This window comes from Mycobacterium sp., assembly GCF_049608025.1.
In the GTDB taxonomy this organism is placed as follows: Bacteria; Actinomycetota; Actinomycetes; order Mycobacteriales; family Mycobacteriaceae; genus Mycobacterium.
In genome coordinates, this window is the sequence record NZ_JBMYXC010000001.1 from 108639 (window position 1) to 126053 (window position 17415).

Sequence of the window (17415 nt, forward strand, 5' to 3'; positions counted from 1 at the left end):
CGGCCAAGAAGGCTGCGGTGAAGAAGGCTGCCAAGAAGGCTCCGGCCAAGAAGGCTGCGGTGAAGAAGGCTGCCAAGAAGGCTCCGGCCAAGCGCGGTCGCAAGTAGTCAACGCATCAAACACGCCGCGGATCCACAGGACCCGCGGCGTGTTTGTGTGTCCGGCGGTCGCTAGAACTCAGCTCAGCGGGCCCGGAAGGGTGAATTCCTCTGCCGCGTCACTTCTTCGGAGCCAGCGGGCTGCCGATGTGGTCAGCGGCTATCAGCCGGCCACCGGAGAGCGACATGACCCACGTGCTGCCCTTGCGGTTGCGTGATTTGTCCGGCCGGACACCATCGCGTTCACACCACCATGCGATGAGATCGGGAATCACCTTCCCCTGAGTGCAGATCACCGGGTTGGCCGACGTCGCCGCGATCTTCAGAATGCGCTGTCGGGTCGCCTTGCGGTTGTCCGCATACGCCTCCTCGGTGAGCTTTGGTTCCATGCGGATCGTCGCCCCTAGTTCCTCCGCCAGCGGATCCAACGTCTGCCGGCACCTCACGCGGTCTGCCGCGAACAATTCGCCCGCCCCGAATGAGAGGAGCTGCCCGACCAGCGACTCAGCCTGCGCCCGACCGTGCTTATCCAGGGGACGCCTCCGGTCGTCCCCGTTGTATCTGGCTTTCCTTCCCGCGGTGGCATGGCGAACGATCATCACTGTCTGGGTATCGGCGGGCGACTTCACGAAGCGGCGCAGCACTTTGCGATCGAGCCGATAGGTTAACGCCGTCATCGCTTCCTCAGCCGGGAGCCATTGGAGGTCGTCGACCTCGTCATTGACGCTGAACTGCCCGCTGACGCAATGTGCTGCCCAATAGCGCACAGTTTTGACGCCTTGATCGACGGGATAACTCACGGTGGCCAAGCGCCGACCGAGATGAGCATGAAAGCCTGTTTCTTCCTTGATCTCGCGGACGGCGGTCACCGGTTCCGTCTCACCGGGATCGACCTTGCCTTTGGGTAACGACCAGTCTCCGTACCGCGGGCGGTGGATGATGGCGACTTCGGGCGTGCCGAGGGGTTCGCGAGGCCGCCACAACACAGCGCCGGCGGCGAGCAGCGGATTCTTGGCCAAGGCCGTAGCCGGTTGGTTCTGTTTAGGCACCTCGGCTCCTAAGCATCCGACGCGGGAAGATTCCGCTGGGCGCTGTGCTCGCCCCACTTCCTCCCTGGCTACCGATGGCGATGGCTTTCCATCAACGACACCTGGTGGTCGCGAACGGTCTTACCCTCGTGAGGCGATGCCGTCCAGTGTCCGTCTGCGCCGAGCTCCCAACAGCGGGTCTGTGGGTCCGTTGCCGAATCGAAGAGGTCATTCAGTTGCGCGGTCAAACGCGGATCCTTGACTTGAGCCATCACTTCCACCCGCCGGTCGAGATTACGATGCATCATGTCGGCGCTACCGATCCAGTATTCATCGATGGCGTTGAAGTTGATGATCCGCGAATGTTCAAGGAATTGGCCGAGAATCGAGCGCACTCTGATGTTCTCCGAGTAGCCGGTCGCTCCGGGACGCAGCGCGCAGATTCCCCGAACCACCACATCCACATGCACGCCGGCCTGCGATGCGCGGTAGAGCGAATCAATGACCTGCTCGTCGACCAACGCGTTGGCTTTCATTCGTATTCGGCCCTCGGCACCGTCACGGGTGGCTGCGATCTCGCGCTCGATTCGCTCGACTATCCCTTTGCGTACGCCGTACGGAGCGACCAGCAGGTTGCGGTAGGACTCCTTGCGGGAGTATCCGGTGAGCGAGTTGAAGAGGTCGGTGAGGTCGGCGCCGATGTCGGGTGCGGCGGTCAGCAGGCCGATGTCCTCGTACAGTCGCGCAGTTTTGGGGTTGTAGTTACCGGTGCCGATATGGCAGTACCGACGGATCGTGGAGCCGTCGCGACGGACCACCAGGCATGTCTTGCAGTGCGTCTTCAAGCCGACGAGTCCGTACACCACATGTACGCCGGCCTGTTCGAGCGCGCGCGCCCACTTGATGTTGGCTTGCTCGTCAAACCTGGCCTTGATCTCGACGAGCGCGACGACCTGCTTGCCGGCTTCGGCAGCGTCGATGAGCGCGTTGATGATCGGTGAGTCGCCCGATGTGCGGTACAGGGTCTGCTTGATCGCCAGCACGTTGGGATCGGCGGCGGCCTGCTCGAGGAAGCGCTGCACGGTGGTTGAGAAGGAGTCGTACGGGTGGTGGACCAGAACATCTCCTTCACGCAGAGTAGAGAAGATGCTCTTGGGCGTTTCACGTTCACCGAACGCCGGCGGAGTGGCCGGCACGAACGGCGGATCTTTGAGCGCCGGCCGATCGACACCGTAGACCTGCCAGAGCGACGAGAGGTCCAACAAGCCCGGGACTTCGACGACATCGCCCGGCGCGACGTCGAGTTCACGCAACAACAACTCGAGCATGCCCTCGGTCATGTCGTCGGAGACTTCAAGCCGCACGGGGGAGCCGAAGCGCCGACGCGCTAATTCACGCTCCAGTGCCTGCAGCAGATCCTCATCGCGATCTTCCTCCACCTCGAAATCCGCGTTGCGGGTGATGCGGAATGCGTGATGCTCGACGATCTCCAGGCCGGGGAACAGCACCGACAGGAACGCAGCGATCAACTCTTCCATCGGAAGGAAGCGAACGACATTCGGTGTGTCTTTGCGGCTGAACAACTCCACGAATCGGTCGACGTTGTCGGGAACCTTGATTCGGGCGAAGTGCTGGCCGCCGTCATGGGGGTGTTTGACCGTGATGGCCAGGTTCAGGCTCAGACCGCTGACGAACGGGAACGGGTGCGCGGGGTCGACTGCCAGCGGTGTCAGCACCGGGAACACCTGCTCATGAAAATAGGTCGAAAGCCGGCGACGTTCTGCCTCATCGAGTTCGGCCCAGGTCACGATGAAGATGCCCTCATTGGCCAGCGCGGGCCGAACCCCGTCGAGGAACACGTGCGCATGGCGGCTGGCGATCTGCTGGGTCAGTTCGCTGATCTGCCGCAGCTGCTCACGGGGCGAGAGTCCGTCGGCGGACCGGACAGAAAGTCCCATCTCGTCTCGTCGCTTGAGGCCGGCGACGCGGACCATATAGAACTCGTCGAGATTCGAGGCGAAGATCGCGAGGAACTTCGCGCGTTCCAGCAGAGCCAGCGATGGGTCGGCAGCGAGTGCGAGTACCCGGGCGTTGAAGTCGAGCCAGCTCAGCTCGCGGTTGAGGTAGCGGTCATCGGGCAGCGGGTTATCGACGGTGGGCGACGTCGCGGCCGGCGGGGCTTCGGGTGCCGAGTCGGCCGGACCGGCCAGCACCGGCTGAGCGGCGGTTGTCTCCGATGTTTCCGAGCTGTTGGGCCGGGTCCGGGTTTCGGTCATGTCTGTGATGATTCCCTATCGGAGGGTGCTCTTGCCACAGGTGTGGTTGATCGATAACCCCGCCAATTCTTCATGGTCATTTGCTCCGTCCGATGGCATGGGTTGTTGCTGACCCGATGCCGAGCACTTGAGCGGCGATCAAGTCCTCGGGCGTGTCGATGTCGCAGCGCAGCCCCGGCCATGCACCGGTCAGCTCGATCGCCCCTGAACGACGATGGCGCTCTGCGGAATCTGCACCGAAGCTCGGGTCGAGTGCGGCCCCGAAGGACAGCAGTGCCGAGGTGCCGGTGCCGTGGCGATCAGCCACGAAGCTACGTGGTCGACCCCGCGCTGCGGCGATCGCCTCAGCGAGTTCCTCGGCCCGCAGCGCCGGTAGGTCCCCCTGCAGCACAACGATGTTCGCCGTTCGCCTGCGCACCATGGCATCGGCCGCGAGCAGAGCGTTGTTGAGCGGATCGCGATGGCCCTCCGGTGTCGGGTCGGTGAGCACCAGAGCGCCCAGCTTTTCCGCGGCTGCGGCGGCCGTCCTGTCGGGGGTGACGACGGTCACCGACTGCAACGCCGTCACGGCTGAGGCTGCGTGGATCGTGTCGACCAGCATCGCGAGCACGATGTGTTCTCGATTCGCCGTCGAGAACAATGGCGCCAATCGCGTCTTGGCCGCTGTGAGCCGCTTCACCGCGATCACCAGGCCGATGTCGGCGCACGCAGCATGCGGTAGCTCGGCCGTGCCGTCGGTCATACCGCTCACAAGTGCCATCCTGCCAGCCGGCTTGTCCGGATCGGGTGGGATGGCCGCGCTCCTCAACGCGGCTCGTGCCTCGCCGCTTGATCGTCGCCCGGCGGGGTGGGATGGCCGCGCTCCTCAACGCGGCTCGTGCCTCGCCGCTTGATCGTCGCCCGGCTAATCTGAAACCGTGGTTACGGCGGCAGTGATGGGTGCGGGGGCATGGGGGACGGCCTTGGCGAAGGTGCTGGCCGATGCCGGTAACGACGTCAGGCTGTGGGCCCGCCGGCCCGAACTGGCCGACGAGATCAACCGCACTCATCGAAATGCCGGCTATCTCGAGGCGCCGCTTTCCGAGTCCATCCGCGCCACCAGCGACCACACCGATGCGCTCCAGGGTGCGTGCACGGTGCTGCTGGCCGTGCCCTCGCAGACCCTGCGCGCCAATCTCACTCAGTGGAAGGATGCGATCGGCGCCGACGCCACCCTGGTGAGCTTGGCCAAAGGCATCGAGTTGGAGACGCTGTTGCGAATGAGTCAAGTCATCGGGCAAGTAGCCGGCGCCGACTCGCAGCGAGTCGCGGTCGTCTCGGGGCCGAACCTGGCCAGTGAGGTCGCACAGAAGCAGCCCACCGCAACCGTCGTGGCGTGCAGCGACTCGGGGAGAGCAGTCACGATCCAGCGGGCGCTTGCGACCGGCTACTTCCGGCCCTACACCAACGCCGACGTCATCGGCGCTGAAGTCGGCGGCGCCTGCAAGAACGTCATCGCTCTGGCATGTGGGATGGCCGCGGGTTGCGGGCTCGGCGAGAACACTGCGGCGGCCATCATCACCCGGGGTCTGGCTGAAATCATGCGGTTCGGCATCGCGTTGGGAGCCAAGCCCGCCACCCTGGCTGGGCTCGCCGGCATCGGAGATCTCGTCGCCACGTGCATGTCGTCCCATTCGCGCAATCGTTCCTTCGGTGAACGGCTGGGCAGCGGAGGCACCATGTCGGCCGCGCTCGCGGCGACGGGCGGCCACGTCGCCGAAGGGGTCACGTCGTGCGAATCGGTGCTGGCGCTGGCATCCAGCTACGACGTCGAGATGCCACTCACCGAGGCGGTGCACGGCGTATGCCACCGCGCCCTGTCCGTCGACGATGCGGTGGCGCTGTTGCTCGGCCGTACCACCAAGCCGGAATAGGCGCATGGCCGGCACTTACGGAGACTCCACACGCAGTGTCAAAGCCGTTGGTGTAGAACCGATCCCGGGTGGCCCCGTCGCCTCGGCGCCAGTGCCGGCGGCCGCCTACCACCTTCCGCCCGACGAAGACGATTCACTGGACAGCTACGGTCGCAGGTCGAATCCGACGTGGCGCCAACTGGAATCGGCGCTCGCTCAGCTCGAGGGGGCTGCCGCGGCACTGACGTTCGGCTCCGGCATGGCCGCTATCACGTCGGTCTTGCGGACCGTCGCCACACCTGGCCGCAAGGTCGTCGTACCCGCCGACGGCTACTACCAGGTGCGTGCCTACGCGAACGAATATCTCGCACCCAGAGGCGTGACGGTGGTCGAGGCGAGATGCGCCGAGATGTGCTCTGCCGCTGGACACATTGGCCCCGACGATGTGGTGCTGGCCGAATCGCCGTCGAATCCGGGGCTCGACGTGGTCGATCTGCATCGACTGGCGATGGCGTGCCGCTCCCGCGGCTCGATTCTGGTCGTCGACAACACCACCGCCACTCCACTGGGGCAGCAACCGCTGTCGCTGGGCGCCGACCTTGTGGTGGCCAGTGCGACCAAGGCCCTGGCCGGACACCACGACGTGCTGGCCGGCTACGTCGCGGGCAGCCAGCCCGAAATGATGGGGCGGCTGCAGCGCGAACGACTGCTCTCGGGACCCATCCTGGGTGCCTTCGAGGCGTGGCTGGTGTTGCGCAGCCTCGGAAGCCTCGGACTGCGTTTCGAACGGCAATGTCAGAATGCCGCTGCGGTAGCTCTCATGTTGCGCTCCCACCCGGCGGTGCGGGCCGTCCGCTACCCCGGTCTGCCCGGGGATCCGTCGCACGCGATCGCCTCGACACAGATGCGTCGATTCGGCGGCGTGGTCGCTGTTGAGTTGGTCAGCGCGACGGCGGTGCACGAACTGGTCAGCAGAAGCGCATTGCTGGTCGCAGCGACGAGCTTCGGCGGAATCCACTCCTCGGTGGACCGTAGGGCCAGGTGGGGAGATCCGGTGCCGGACGGATTCGCCCGGCTCTCGCTGGGCATCGAGGACACCGACGACCTGCTCAGCGACATCGAGCAAGCGCTGGAGCCCGCTTGACCACGCGCTGACACGCTCCCCGCCGGCGAATCGGCGCACGGACGGTAATCTCTCTAGGCTGTGAGTGCCCGCATCCGCGTTGGCGTCGTTTATGGCGGACGCAGTTCTGAACACGCGATCTCGTGTGTCTCGGCAGGCAGCATCTTGCGCAACCTGGACCCGGCCCGTTTCGAGGTGGTCGCGGTGGGGATGTCGTCGCGGGGCTCTTGGGTTCTCACCGATGGGCGGCCCGAGACGCTGGCCATCACCGACGGCGTCTTGCCCGAGGTCGGCGAATCGTCGGGTACCGCACTTTCGCTGGCTGCCGATCCGACCAGGCGTGGCCAGTTGCTGTCACTGGGTGAGGGGGCACAAGACCTGCTGGCCACCGTCGACGTGGTCTTCCCGGTACTTCACGGACCTTACGGCGAAGACGGGACGATCCAGGGCCTGCTGGAGCTCGCCGGCGTCCCGTACGTCGGCGCGGGAGTGCTGGCCAGCGCGGCCGGGATGGATAAGGAGTTCACCAAGAAGTTGCTCGCCGCCGACGGTTTGCCGATCGGCGACCAGGTGGTGTTACGTCCCCAGCAGGCCACCCTGACGCCGGAGGATCGGGAACGTCTTGGGTTGCCGGTGTTCGTCAAGCCTGCGCGCGGAGGCTCGTCCATCGGGGTGAGCCGGGTGGCCGACTGGGAATTCGTTGCCGGCGCCATCGAAATGGCCCGTGAGCACGACCCCAAGGTCATCGTCGAGGCCGCAGTGCCCGGGCGAGAGCTGGAATGCGGTGTCCTGGAGTTCCCCGACGGTCGGATCGAGGCCAGCACCGTCGGCGAGATCCGGGTCGCCGGAGTACGCGGGCGCGAGGACGGGTTCTACGACTTCGAGACCAAGTACCTCGATGACGCCGCGGAACTCGACGTGCCGGCGAAGGTCGACGACGTCGTCGCAGCCCAGGTCCGGGGGCTCGCGATCCGCGCTTTCCGCGCCATCGATTGTCAGGGGTTGGCCCGGGTGGACTTCTTCCTGACCGAGAATGGGCCCGTCATCAACGAGATCAACACGATGCCGGGGTTCACCACCATCTCGATGTACCCGCGGATGTGGGCAGCCAGCGGCGTAACCTATCCGACGCTGCTCGCGACGATGATTGACACGGCGATTGCCCGCGGGACCGGGTTACGTTAGCTGCCGGCGGTCAGCGTGCAGGTGCGGGATCGACCTTGCTCGCGGGGAGTTCGTTCGCGATCACCGTCGAGATGATCTGGATGGGAGTCGGGCCCGAGCCGGCAGGCAAAGTCAGCGCTACGTAGACGGGCCGGTCGACGGCGAACCAGGTGCTCCGTCCTTCGCCTGCCCCATCGGCCACCTTGAACCATTGGACGGCGTCGACCATCTGAACCGGCGCGCCCACAACGAACTCCAGGGGACGGTCAAGCCCGCAGCGCAGAATGAGCGGCTCGCTCCCACCCTCGGTCTGCCACGCCGCGGCTCCCGGCGGAGCCGGCTCCATCACGGTCGCGCGAGAATATTCGCCGAGCTGTTCAGGCAGCGCAGCGGTCAGCGCGTGGCACTCCGGGCCCTCGGCCTGTGGAGCGGGCGCAGAGGCGATCACGACCGGAGTCTGTGCCGGTGGGCGCTGCAGGACAGTGGCGAGGGCCAGGACCACCCCGACGGCGCCAACGGCGACGACCAGTGCTGCGATCAGGAAATACCGGTGCGGGCCGTCGCCGGGCCGGCTGTCCATCACGCGAAAGTCCCGACCACGCCCGCAATCCCTCCATCTGGCTGCATAGACTCCACGCCGCGGGACCAAACGTACCGCAGGCAGGCCGCGCGTCCAGGCACCGGAATGCACCGGAATACACCGGGAGGAGCCGGAAGAATGGCAGACGGACCTGACATGCCGTGCGATCACCCCGACGATTCGCTGGCCGGGGTGGGTGAGTTCGCGGTCATCGACAGGGTGGTGGCCGGGCGGCAGCAGCCCCCGCTGGTGCTGCTCGGCCCTGGAGATGATGCGGCGGTGGTCGCATCGGTGGACGGCAGGACCGCGGTCAGCACCGACATGTTGGTCGAAGGCCGCCACTTCCGGCTTGACTGGTCCAGCCCGCACGATATCGGCCGAAAAGCCATTGCGCAGAACGCCGCTGACATCGAGGCGATGGGCGGTCGCGCCACGGCTTTCGTCGTCGCGTTCGGCGCCCCCGGTGACACCGCGACGGCCCGTGCGATCGAGCTGTCGGATGGAATGTGGCACGAGGCTGGGCTGATGGGCGCGGGCATCGTCGGTGGCGACATGGTGCGGGCCCCTCAGTGGGTCATCTCGGTGGCGGCTCTCGGGGACCTCGGTGGGCTGGACGCGGTGCGTCGCAGCGGAGCAAAACTCGGCGATACCGTGGCGGTGATCGGCGATCTCGGCTGTTCAGCAGCAGGGTTTGCTCTGTGGCACAACGAAATCAGTGGGCCAGGCAGAATCGGGGAGTTGCGTCGGCGCCATCTGGTGCCCGAACCGCCCTACGGTCACGGCGTCGTCGCTGCGCGCGCCGGCGCGACCTCGATGACCGATGTCTCCGACGGGCTGCTCGCCGACCTGGGGCACATCGCGTCCGCTTCGAAAGTGCGCGTCGACTTGTCCGGTGCCGGCCTGCGCGACGACGTCGACGCGTTGGCCGATGTGGCGGCCGGGGTGGGGGCCGATCCGTGGCAGTGGGTGCTGGCCGGCGGGGAAGATCACGCGCTGGTAGCCACATTCCCGGCGGTGCCGCCGCCGGGTTGGCGGTCGATTGGCACGGTCGTCGCCGCCCACGCCGACGGCGAAGCCCACGAGGAAGCCGATGCCGAGTCCGGCGGCGGCGATGGGCCAACGCGGGTGACAGTGGACGGCGCTGCGTGGGGGGGCAACCGGGGCTGGCAGTCGTTCTGAATCGCACGGCCCGCTATGTTGACGTCTCGTGACAGCACGTCCTCTCAGCGAGTTGGTCGACGAGGCTTGGGCCCGCGCACTCGTTCCAGTCGAATCCCAGGTGGCGCAGATGGGGGAGTTCCTGCGCTCCGAATTGGCCGATGGCCACGGGTATCTGCCGGCTGGCCCGAACGTGTTGCGCGCTTTCACCTTTCCATTTGACCGGGTGCGGGTGCTGATCGTCGGTCAGGATCCCTACCCGACGCCCGGGCATGCGGTCGGGATGAGCTTCTCGGTCGCAGCCGACGTGCGTCCTTTGCCCCGCAGCCTGGCCAACATCTTCACCGAGTACCGCGACGATCTTGGCGCCCCCGCACCGTCCAATGGTGACCTGACGCCGTGGGCTCAGCAGGGCGTGATGCTGCTCAACAGAGTCCTGACGGTGCGCCCTGGAAGCCCTGCATCGCACCGCGGTAAGGGGTGGGAGGCCGTCACCGACTGCGCGATCCGCGCTTTGGTGGGCCGGCGACAGCCGTTGGTGGCGGTGCTGTGGGGCCGTGATGCCTCCACGCTCAAACCCCTGCTCGGCGACACCGCGACCATAGAGTCCCCGCACCCGTCACCGTTGTCGGCATCGCGGGGGTTCTTCGGGTCACGTCCGTTCAGCCGCGCCAACGAGTTGCTGGAGAAGATGGGTGCCGAGCCGGTCGACTGGCGCCTGCCCTGACATCGACCCGCCGAGCAGACGCAAGATCGCACGCTTCAGGGCCCTATCAGGCGAGTTGGTGTCTGCTCGCGGCTCGTTAACCGCGGGAGACCTTGCCTGCCTTCAGGCACGAGGTGCAGACGTTGACGCGCTGTTTGTTGCCGCCCGGGCGCGTCACAGCGCGCACGGGCTGGATGTTCGGGTTCCAGCGGCGGCTGGTCCGGCGATGGGAGTGCGACACCGACTTGCCAAAGCCGGGGCCCTTCCCGCAGATATCGCACACGGCAGCCATATGTAGAACTCCTCGAATCAGTACTGGGGGTCTGGGTCCCGCTCGCAGAGCGCCCGTGGTTCGACCCGACAACCTGATCAGAATACCGGCCGTCGCAGGTATCGCCAAAAACCTGGTCGCCTCCGTGCTCCCGCAGTGCATGAACTCATGGTCTGCCGCGGGTCATGCAGTCGCGGCCTGCACAGGCCAGACCCATTGGCCTTCGGTGGTGTCGCCACCACTGGATAGGCTGGCGCCGACGCCCACAGCAGTACTCTGCGAGGCCGGCGCCACATGAGTTCGGAGGTGAGGATGTCGGCTCGGCGGCTCGATGCCCCTGCCCTGCGGGATTGGGCACACACGGCCGTCGCCGACCTCATCATTCACACCGATGAGATCAACCGACTCAACGTCTTCCCGGTCGCTGACTCCGACACCGGCACGAACATGCTGTTCACCATGCGTGCTGCCTGGGCCCGGGCCGACGAGCAGGCCGCCGGGGGCGACGCGGCCCAGCTCGCTGCTGCGTTGGCCGAGGGTGCGCTGCGGGGCGCGCGGGGCAATTCCGGGGTGATTCTGTCCCAGATCCTGCGGGGCCTCGCCGAGGTGACCGCCGAGGCGGCCGACGACCCGGGCGCGCTGGCCCACATCGACGCCGCCGTCTTCAGTGGGTCGCTGCGGCGGGCGGCCGCGCTGGTCATAACGTCGATGGGTGGAGCGGTACCAGGCACGATTCTGTCGGTCCTAGAGGAGGCTGGCACCGCGGCCGAGCGGGCTGTCGCCGATGGGGCCGAGTTGGCCGACGTCGTCACCGGGTGCGCGGAGGCTGCGGTGGTGGCGTTGGACCGTACGCCGGGTCAACTCACCGTGTTGGCCGAGGCCGGCGTGGTGGACGCGGGCGGCCGTGGCCTGCTGGTGCTGCTCGACAGCCTGACCAAAACTCTGACCGGGCGAGCCCCGCAGCGGGAGGTCTACCTCCCGTCGCCCAAGCAGGCAGAGCCGGTGGCTGCAGCCTCGTCAGTTCCTCAGTTCGAGGTGATGTACCTACTTCGCGATTGCGCTGCCGATGGCGTGGAGAAGCTGCGGGCCAGGCTCGATGAGCTGGGAGAATCCGTCGCGATCGCGGCATCGGGTCTCGGCACTCCGGAACGGCTCGGGGTGGGCCACTATTCGGTTCACGTCCACGCCGATGACGCCGGCGCCGCCGTGGAAGCCGGACTTGAGGCGGGGACACCCAGCCGGATCCAGATCACGTCGCTGGTCGGAGGCGCCGACCGCCATCCGGCCGGAGGCTGGTGCCGCGAACGGGCGGTGCTGGCCGTCGTCGACGGTGACGGCGCGGAAGGCCTCTTCACCGGGGAGGGTGCCCAGATCCTGCGTTCCGAGCCAGACGCGCCGGTCAGCGCGCAGCGACTCTTGCACGCGCTGGTCAACACCGGAGCCGCACAGGTGATCGTGTTGCCGAATGGGTATGTGGCCGCCGAGGAGATCGTCGCCGGGTACACCGTCGCGTCGGACTGGGGGATCGACATGGTGCCGGTGCCGGCAGGCTCGATGGTGCAGGGCCTGGCTGCGCTGGCCGTCCACGACCCCCAACGGCGAGCGGCCGACGACGGCTACGCCATGGCCAGGGCCGCGGCGAGCGCCAGGCATGGGTCAGTGCGCACGGCCGCTGAGAAGGCACTCACGTGGGCGGGCCCCTGCAAGCCAGGGGACGGGCTGGCGATTTCAGGTGACGAGGTGGTCATCGTGGGGCAGGACCTGCTGGCCGCCGCGACCGGACTCGTTGACCTGCTCCTGGCGGCGGGTGGCGAGTTGGTGACGCTGCTGATGGGCCGCGGAGTCGACCCGGGTGTGGGGGAAGCGCTGGTAGACCACGTGCACCATCATCATCTTGGGACGGAGATGGTGACCTTTCACACCGGTCACCGGGGCGACGCGCTGCTGATCGGGGTCGAGTAAGCATGGCAAAGCTGGATGATCGGCTGGATTTCGTGCTCGGCAAGAAGGCCGCGGATCAGCTCAAGGAGCACTTCGGCCTGCACACCGTCAACGACTTGGTGCGCTACTTCCCGCGCAAATACAGCGACGCGATGACGGTGCGCGGGGAGGGGGAGACCCTTGACCTCGAGGAGGGCGAGCACGTCACGTTCGTCGACACCATCACCAAAGCCGAGCCGAAGTGGACCAACCGCACGCCCAAGCGGGAATTCCTCGTTGTCACGCTCGGAAATCGGCAGCCGAAGGTCACCGCCACCTTCTTCAACGCCAAGTACCTCAAGAAGACACTGATCCAGGGAGCCCGGGTGATGCTCTCGGGGGAGGTCGGTTACTACCGGAGCGTCCTGCAGTTGACCCACCCGGCGTTCATGGTTCTGAACTCATCCGGCGGCAAGAACGTCGGCACAAAATCACTGACCTCCATCGCGGCGATATCGGACAGCTCCGGCGAAGATCTGCTCGCCGAGTTCGAGAAGGACTTCTTCCCGATCTACGGGGCGAACTCCAAGATGCAGACCTGGGAGATCTACGCCTGCGTACGCCAGGCGCTCGGCATGCTGGATCCGGTTGCCGAGACCATGCCGGATTGGTTTGTGCGCCAACATGATCTGATCTCCGAGGATCGTGCTCTTCGTGCTATTCACCTGGCCGAAGACGAGGCCGAACGCGCCCGCGCCGCTGAGCGACTGACCTACGATGAAGCAGTCGGTCTGCAGTGGGGCCTGGTGGTTCGCAGGTACAGCGAGTTGAGCGACTCGGGTCCGGCCGCGGAACTTCGCGACGATGGACTGGCCGCCGCGATGAGGGCGCAATTGCCGTTCGAGCTGACCGCCGAACAGGGCGACGTTCTAGGGGAGATTTCTGCCGAGATCACCAAGACCCGCCCGATGAACCGCATGCTTCAGGGCGAGGTCGGATCGGGCAAGACGATAGTGTCGTTACTGGCGATGTTGCAGCTGATTGACTCCGGTTACCAATGTGCCCTGCTCGCGCCGACGGAAGTCCTGGCCGCGCAGCACGCTCTGTCAATCCGAACCATGCTTGGACCCCTGGCGATGGCTGGGCAACTCGGCGGGGCGGATTGCGCCACCAGGGTCGCGCTGCTGACCGGATCGATGTCGGCTCAACAGAAGCGCGAGGTGCGTGACGAGGTCGCCTCCGGCGCAGCCGGTATCGTCATCGGCACCCACGCGCTGCTGCAGGACGCGGTGGAATTCGAAAGACTCGGCATGGTGGTCGTCGACGAGCAGCACCGGTTCGGAGTGGAACAGCGAGATCGGTTGCGCGCCAAGGCTCCTGAGGGAATTACTCCGCATCTATTGGTGATGACGGCAACGCCGATCCCCAGAACGGTTGCCTTGGCGGTCTACGGCGACCTCGAGATATCCACGCTGCGGGAGTTGCCCTGCGGCCGACAGCCCATCTCCACAAACACGATCTTCATCAATCAGAAGCCGGCCTGGCTCGACCGGGCATGGGCGCGGGTCATCGAGGAAGTCCACGCCGGGCGCCAGGCGTACGTGGTCGCTTCGCGTATCGATGGCGACGACAGGCCGGGAACTGCCACCAAGGGCACGAAGGGCAAAGAGGAGGCTGGGCCCCCGCCGATTACCGTGGTGGAGTTGTTCGCACGACTGCAGAGCGGTCCGCTGGCCGGTCTGCGGTTGGCCCTGATGCACGGACGGTTGCCCAGCGAAGAGAAGGATGCGGTGATGACCGCGTTCCGCGCCGGAGAGATCGACGTGCTGGTGTCCACGACGGTCATCGAGGTCGGTGTCGACGTGCCGAACGCGACCGTGATGGTTGTCATGGACGCCGACCGGTTCGGCATCAGTCAGCTCCACCAGCTTCGCGGGCGTATCGGCCGCGGCGAGCATCCAAGCCTGTGCCTGCTGGCCACCCAACTGCCCGAGGAGTCCAAAGCGGGACAGCGCCTCAAAGCGGTAGCGAGTACCCAGGACGGCTTCGCCCTCGCCGATCTCGACCTGAGCGAGCGCAGTGAGGGAGACGTTTTGGGGCTCCATCAGTCCGGCCGGCCGATCACGTTGCGATTCCTCTCGCTCGCCGAACATTACGAGATCATTCGAGCTGCGCGGAAGCTGTGCGAGTCGGTGTACGAAGCCGACCCGCTGGACCCGGGAATGTCGGTGTTGTCTGCGCCGTTCACCGACACTGACCGCGTCGAGTTCCTGGACAAGTCTTGAGCCGCAACCGAATCCTGTGGCTGGCGGTCCTCACCACGCTTGCGGTAATCGTCGCCTACCAGGTCGTGTCGGTGTCTCAGAGTCCATCCCGGCTCATCGCGAAAGCCGACATACCCACCGTCGCACCCGGTGTCGACGTGCTCGCCGGAGTCGCCGAAATTCCAGCGCGTGTCCCGGCCTACGACTACCGAAGAGACGCGTTCGGTAAGTCCTGGACCGACGACACCACCGCGCCCGGCAGCCACAACGGCTGTGACACTCGAAACGACATCCTTGACCGAGATCTGGTCGATAAGACCTATGTGTCGATCAAGAGGTGTCCCAACGCTGTTGGCACCGGCACCCTGCTTGACCCTTACACCAGTGCGGTGGTGCCGTTTGTGCGTGGGAACCGGACCGGCGCCTCGGTGCAGATCGACCATCTCGTGCCGTTGGCGCTGGGCTGGGACCTCGGCGCGCGGGACTGGACCGACGAGATGCGCGCGCGATTCGCCAACGACCCGGCCAACCTACTGGCCGTGGACGGTCCGACCAATCAAGACAAGGGGGCCGGCGGGCCTTCGGAATGGATGCCGCCGAACACTGCGTTCCACTGCCAGTACGCCGTGCAGTTCATCGAGGTGCTGCGTGGCTACCGGCTTCCCGTGGATGCGCCGTCGGCGGCGGTGTTGCGAAAAGCGGCAGCAACGTGCCCGCAGGGCTGAGTCTGCCCGCGGCATGGTGGTCCAGCCGCTATCCCGAACCGCCTGCGCTATCAGAGAACTCGCAGAAGGCGGTATAGGCGCGTGCGCCGTAGACCGTGGCCGGTCCGCCATGCATCATGATGCTCACCCCGATGACTTCGGCCGCCTCCTGCTTGGTTGCGCCGGCTCGGACTGCGCCGCGGGCGTGCGAGGCGATGCAGCCGTCGCAGCCTTGGACGACTCCGATCACCATCGCCATCAACTCCTTGATCTTGGGTTCGATGGCGCCGGCACCCATCGCAGCCCGGCTCAACTCGCCGAAACCCCGATACACCTCGGGAATCATGTCTCGCAATGCGCGATGTTGGGACTTGAGATCGCCGAGCACGCCGGCGTGGTGGTCGTGATTTGTCATGCGTCCATTTCTACGCGCTTCAGATCGTCCTCGGGAAGGCATGTCGGACATCGCCAAAGGCCGCCCGGCTACACCCCGGTCGCATTCCACGCCCGCGCGGGCCGACTCCTGGCATGTATACGCTGAGCCGGCCCGGTAGCGCGATCCCCGGACCTGAAGGGAAGTAATGAGCACGACTGGAACTTCGCCGACTGGAAATTCGAGGACTGGAACATCGACGACGTCGGCGCGGCGCGCTGACGCCGCTGTCCTGCGTCGCATCTGGCGACTGCACTTCTGGATCGGATTGTTCGCGGCGCCGGTATTGGTCGTCCTCGCCTGCTCCGGGTTAATCATCTTGTACAGCCAGCCCATCGACCACTGGCTGGACCGCGATCTGTTCGTAGTTGCTCAGGCGTCCGAGACGGTTCCGCTGGGTGATCAGGTCGCGGTGGCCCGACAACACGTCGGACCTGACTTTGTGTTCGACGCCGTTACGCCTCCTGACAGCCCGGCCAGCTCGACACGGATCGATTTCCTCGCGCCGCAAGCTCCGGAATACCCCAACGGGGAGGCTGACGCGACGCAGGTCTTTGTCGATCCGTACACGGGGGAGTATCTCGGGCAGCGCAGCCAACTGTCGGGTTTGGTGGGTTTCGCCAATCAGGTGCATCGGATGTTCGGCAATGACGGACCGAAAATCGCGCTGCCGTCGCTGGGGCACCTGATCAACCCGTCGGAGTATCCCGAGGCCACTATCCCGGTCGGGGTGGGAAATCTCTGGATGGAGCTCACCGCCACGTGGATCCTGGTCCTGATGGCTTGCGGGCTTTACCTGTGGTGGCCGAGGGCGATTGAAAGTGCCAAACCGCTGTTGAGGGTCCGCTGGAGCAGGGGCGGCCGAATTCGCTGGCGCGACCTGCACGCGCTGACCGGGGTGGTGATCGCGGTGATCCTCATCGGTTACATCCTTTCCGGACTCACATGGTCGCGGTACTGGGGCGAGAATTGGCGAGCTTTCTCCTCCACGGTCGCACCGTCGGTGGGCGTCGAGGCCCCGTCGACGCCGGCGACGATGGGTGACTACGACCGTCTCGGCCGCCGGATCGCCTGGGCTGCCGTCGGCGATCCGGTGTATGCCTCCGCGCCCGGTGGTTCGATTGCGGCCCGGCTGTCCTTGGACGACATCGATCGGATCGCCAAAGACGAGCAGATGGTGCCGGGCTACGCGATCATTCCACCGTCGGACTCGACCGCGGAAGGCGAAACGGTCTACGGCAGCTACGTGGTGGTCAACGCGTGGCCCCAGAGGCTGTCCGAGCAGCGCACGCTCTATCTCAACCAGTTCACCGGGGAAACCGTCGCCAACGCGACGTCCGCCCAGGACGGCGCGCTGTCGAAGGCGACGAGTTTCGGCATCGCCATGCACATGGGCAACCAATTTGGTGTGCTGACCCGCATCATGGCCACCATCGCCTGTCTTGGCGTGTTGACGATGGTTTCGACGGCGCTGTTGATGTGGTGGAAGCGGCGACCCGCCGGCCGCACCGGATTACCGGGGCCCGCCAGCGAGGCGACCCGCGCCCAGACCCCGAAGCGCGCGAAGATCGCAGTGGTCGTGATCGCAGTGACGCTCGGGGTGATCTATCCGGTGTTCGGCCTATCGCTGCTCGCCGTGCTGGCAGTGGAGGCGTTGCTCACGCTTCGGCGACGCCGTGGTGGCAACGCCCAGACAGCGCAGGTGGGCGCCCCAGTTCCCGTCGGCCACGTCGGCGATGAGGGCGATGATGGCGATGAGGAGCTTCCCGTGGGCGCTCTGCGGTGAGCCGGTAGTGCG

At 66.0% G+C, this 17415-nt stretch carries 15 protein-coding genes; 9 read left to right on the top strand and 6 right to left on the bottom strand.

The features are described from left to right. Nucleotides 1-217 precede the first annotated feature (217 nt). The 3 genes from mutT1 to cofC form a co-directional block, all read right to left on the bottom strand. Nucleotides 218-1147, bottom strand: coding sequence for an 8-oxo-(d)GTP phosphatase MutT1 (mutT1, locus tag ACPGXI_RS00500; protein WP_526648695.1), 930 nt, complete (start codon nt 1145-1147; stop codon nt 218-220). A gap of 68 nt (nt 1148-1215) precedes the next feature. Further along, the gene (locus ACPGXI_RS00505) at nt 1216-3402 is read right to left on the bottom strand and encodes an RNA degradosome polyphosphate kinase (RefSeq protein ID WP_526648697.1); all 2187 of its coding nucleotides are present in this window, start codon (nt 3400-3402) and stop codon (nt 1216-1218) included. 76 nt (nt 3403-3478) lie between these two features. After that, nucleotides 3479-4162, bottom strand: a complete 684-nt coding sequence (gene cofC / locus ACPGXI_RS00510) for a 2-phospho-L-lactate guanylyltransferase (RefSeq protein WP_526648699.1) — start codon at nt 4160-4162, stop codon at nt 3479-3481. Nucleotides 4163-4337: 175 nt separating this feature from the next. Between cofC and ACPGXI_RS00515 the strand changes: the two genes are divergently transcribed. From ACPGXI_RS00515 to ACPGXI_RS00525, 3 genes are read left to right on the top strand one after another with little or no spacing between them, the layout of a single operon-like run. After that, complete coding sequence (locus ACPGXI_RS00515; protein ID WP_526648814.1) at nt 4338-5315, top strand: NAD(P)H-dependent glycerol-3-phosphate dehydrogenase; 978 nt, start codon at nt 4338-4340, stop codon at nt 5313-5315. Nucleotides 5316-5319: 4 nt separating this feature from the next. After that, the gene (locus tag ACPGXI_RS00520; RefSeq protein ID WP_526648701.1) at nt 5320-6438 is read left to right on the top strand and encodes a cystathionine gamma-lyase; all 1119 of its coding nucleotides are present in this window, start codon (nt 5320-5322) and stop codon (nt 6436-6438) included. A gap of 60 nt (nt 6439-6498) precedes the next feature. Next, a complete protein-coding gene (locus ACPGXI_RS00525) occupies nt 6499-7602 on the top strand; it encodes a D-alanine--D-alanine ligase family protein (RefSeq protein ID WP_526648703.1) in 1104 nt (367 codons plus the stop codon). 10 nt (nt 7603-7612) lie between these two features. Here the strand turns inward: ACPGXI_RS00525 and ACPGXI_RS00530 are convergent, their stop codons facing one another. After that, nucleotides 7613-8161, bottom strand: a complete 549-nt coding sequence (locus ACPGXI_RS00530; protein ID WP_526648705.1) for a DUF3515 family protein — start codon at nt 8159-8161, stop codon at nt 7613-7615. 156 nt (nt 8162-8317) lie between these two features. Between ACPGXI_RS00530 and ACPGXI_RS00535 the strand changes: the two genes are divergently transcribed. Both ACPGXI_RS00535 and ACPGXI_RS00540 read left to right on the top strand, forming a co-directional pair. After that, nucleotides 8318-9340 carry a thiamine-phosphate kinase gene (locus ACPGXI_RS00535; RefSeq protein WP_526648816.1) on the top strand — a complete coding sequence of 341 codons (1023 nt, stop codon included), beginning with the start codon at nt 8318-8320 and terminating at the stop codon, nt 9338-9340. 28 nt (nt 9341-9368) lie between these two features. Then, nucleotides 9369-10046 carry a uracil-DNA glycosylase gene (locus ACPGXI_RS00540; RefSeq protein ID WP_526648707.1) on the top strand — a complete coding sequence of 226 codons (678 nt, stop codon included), beginning with the start codon at nt 9369-9371 and terminating at the stop codon, nt 10044-10046. A gap of 76 nt (nt 10047-10122) precedes the next feature. On the opposite strand, the gene rpmB is transcribed toward ACPGXI_RS00540, so the two are convergent. Continuing rightward, complete coding sequence (rpmB, locus tag ACPGXI_RS00545; RefSeq protein WP_163889381.1) at nt 10123-10317, bottom strand: 50S ribosomal protein L28; 195 nt, start codon at nt 10315-10317, stop codon at nt 10123-10125. 291 nt (nt 10318-10608) lie between these two features. Here rpmB and fakA point away from each other — a divergent pair, with 291 nt between their 5' ends. Genes fakA through ACPGXI_RS00560 form a run of 3 tightly spaced genes read left to right on the top strand, consistent with a single transcriptional unit; the run spans nt 10609 to nt 15205 of the window. Next, nucleotides 10609-12258, top strand: a complete 1650-nt coding sequence (gene fakA / locus ACPGXI_RS00550; RefSeq protein WP_526648709.1) for a fatty acid kinase ATP-binding subunit FakA — start codon at nt 10609-10611, stop codon at nt 12256-12258. A gap of 2 nt (nt 12259-12260) precedes the next feature. Continuing rightward, complete coding sequence (recG, locus tag ACPGXI_RS00555; RefSeq protein ID WP_526648711.1) at nt 12261-14501, top strand: ATP-dependent DNA helicase RecG; 2241 nt, start codon at nt 12261-12263, stop codon at nt 14499-14501. Then, entirely contained in the window at nt 14498-15205 is a 708-nt protein-coding gene (locus ACPGXI_RS00560; protein ID WP_526648712.1) for a GmrSD restriction endonuclease domain-containing protein, read from the top strand. Before recG ends, ACPGXI_RS00560 begins: the two co-directional genes overlap by 4 nt. Before the next feature lie 28 nt (nt 15206-15233). Here the strand turns inward: ACPGXI_RS00560 and ACPGXI_RS00565 are convergent, their stop codons facing one another. Then, complete coding sequence (locus ACPGXI_RS00565) at nt 15234-15599, bottom strand: carboxymuconolactone decarboxylase family protein (protein ID WP_526648714.1); 366 nt, start codon at nt 15597-15599, stop codon at nt 15234-15236. A gap of 166 nt (nt 15600-15765) precedes the next feature. Between ACPGXI_RS00565 and ACPGXI_RS00570 the strand changes: the two genes are divergently transcribed. Next, complete coding sequence (locus tag ACPGXI_RS00570) at nt 15766-17403, top strand: PepSY domain-containing protein (protein WP_526648716.1); 1638 nt, start codon at nt 15766-15768, stop codon at nt 17401-17403. Nucleotides 17404-17415 lie beyond the last annotated feature (12 nt).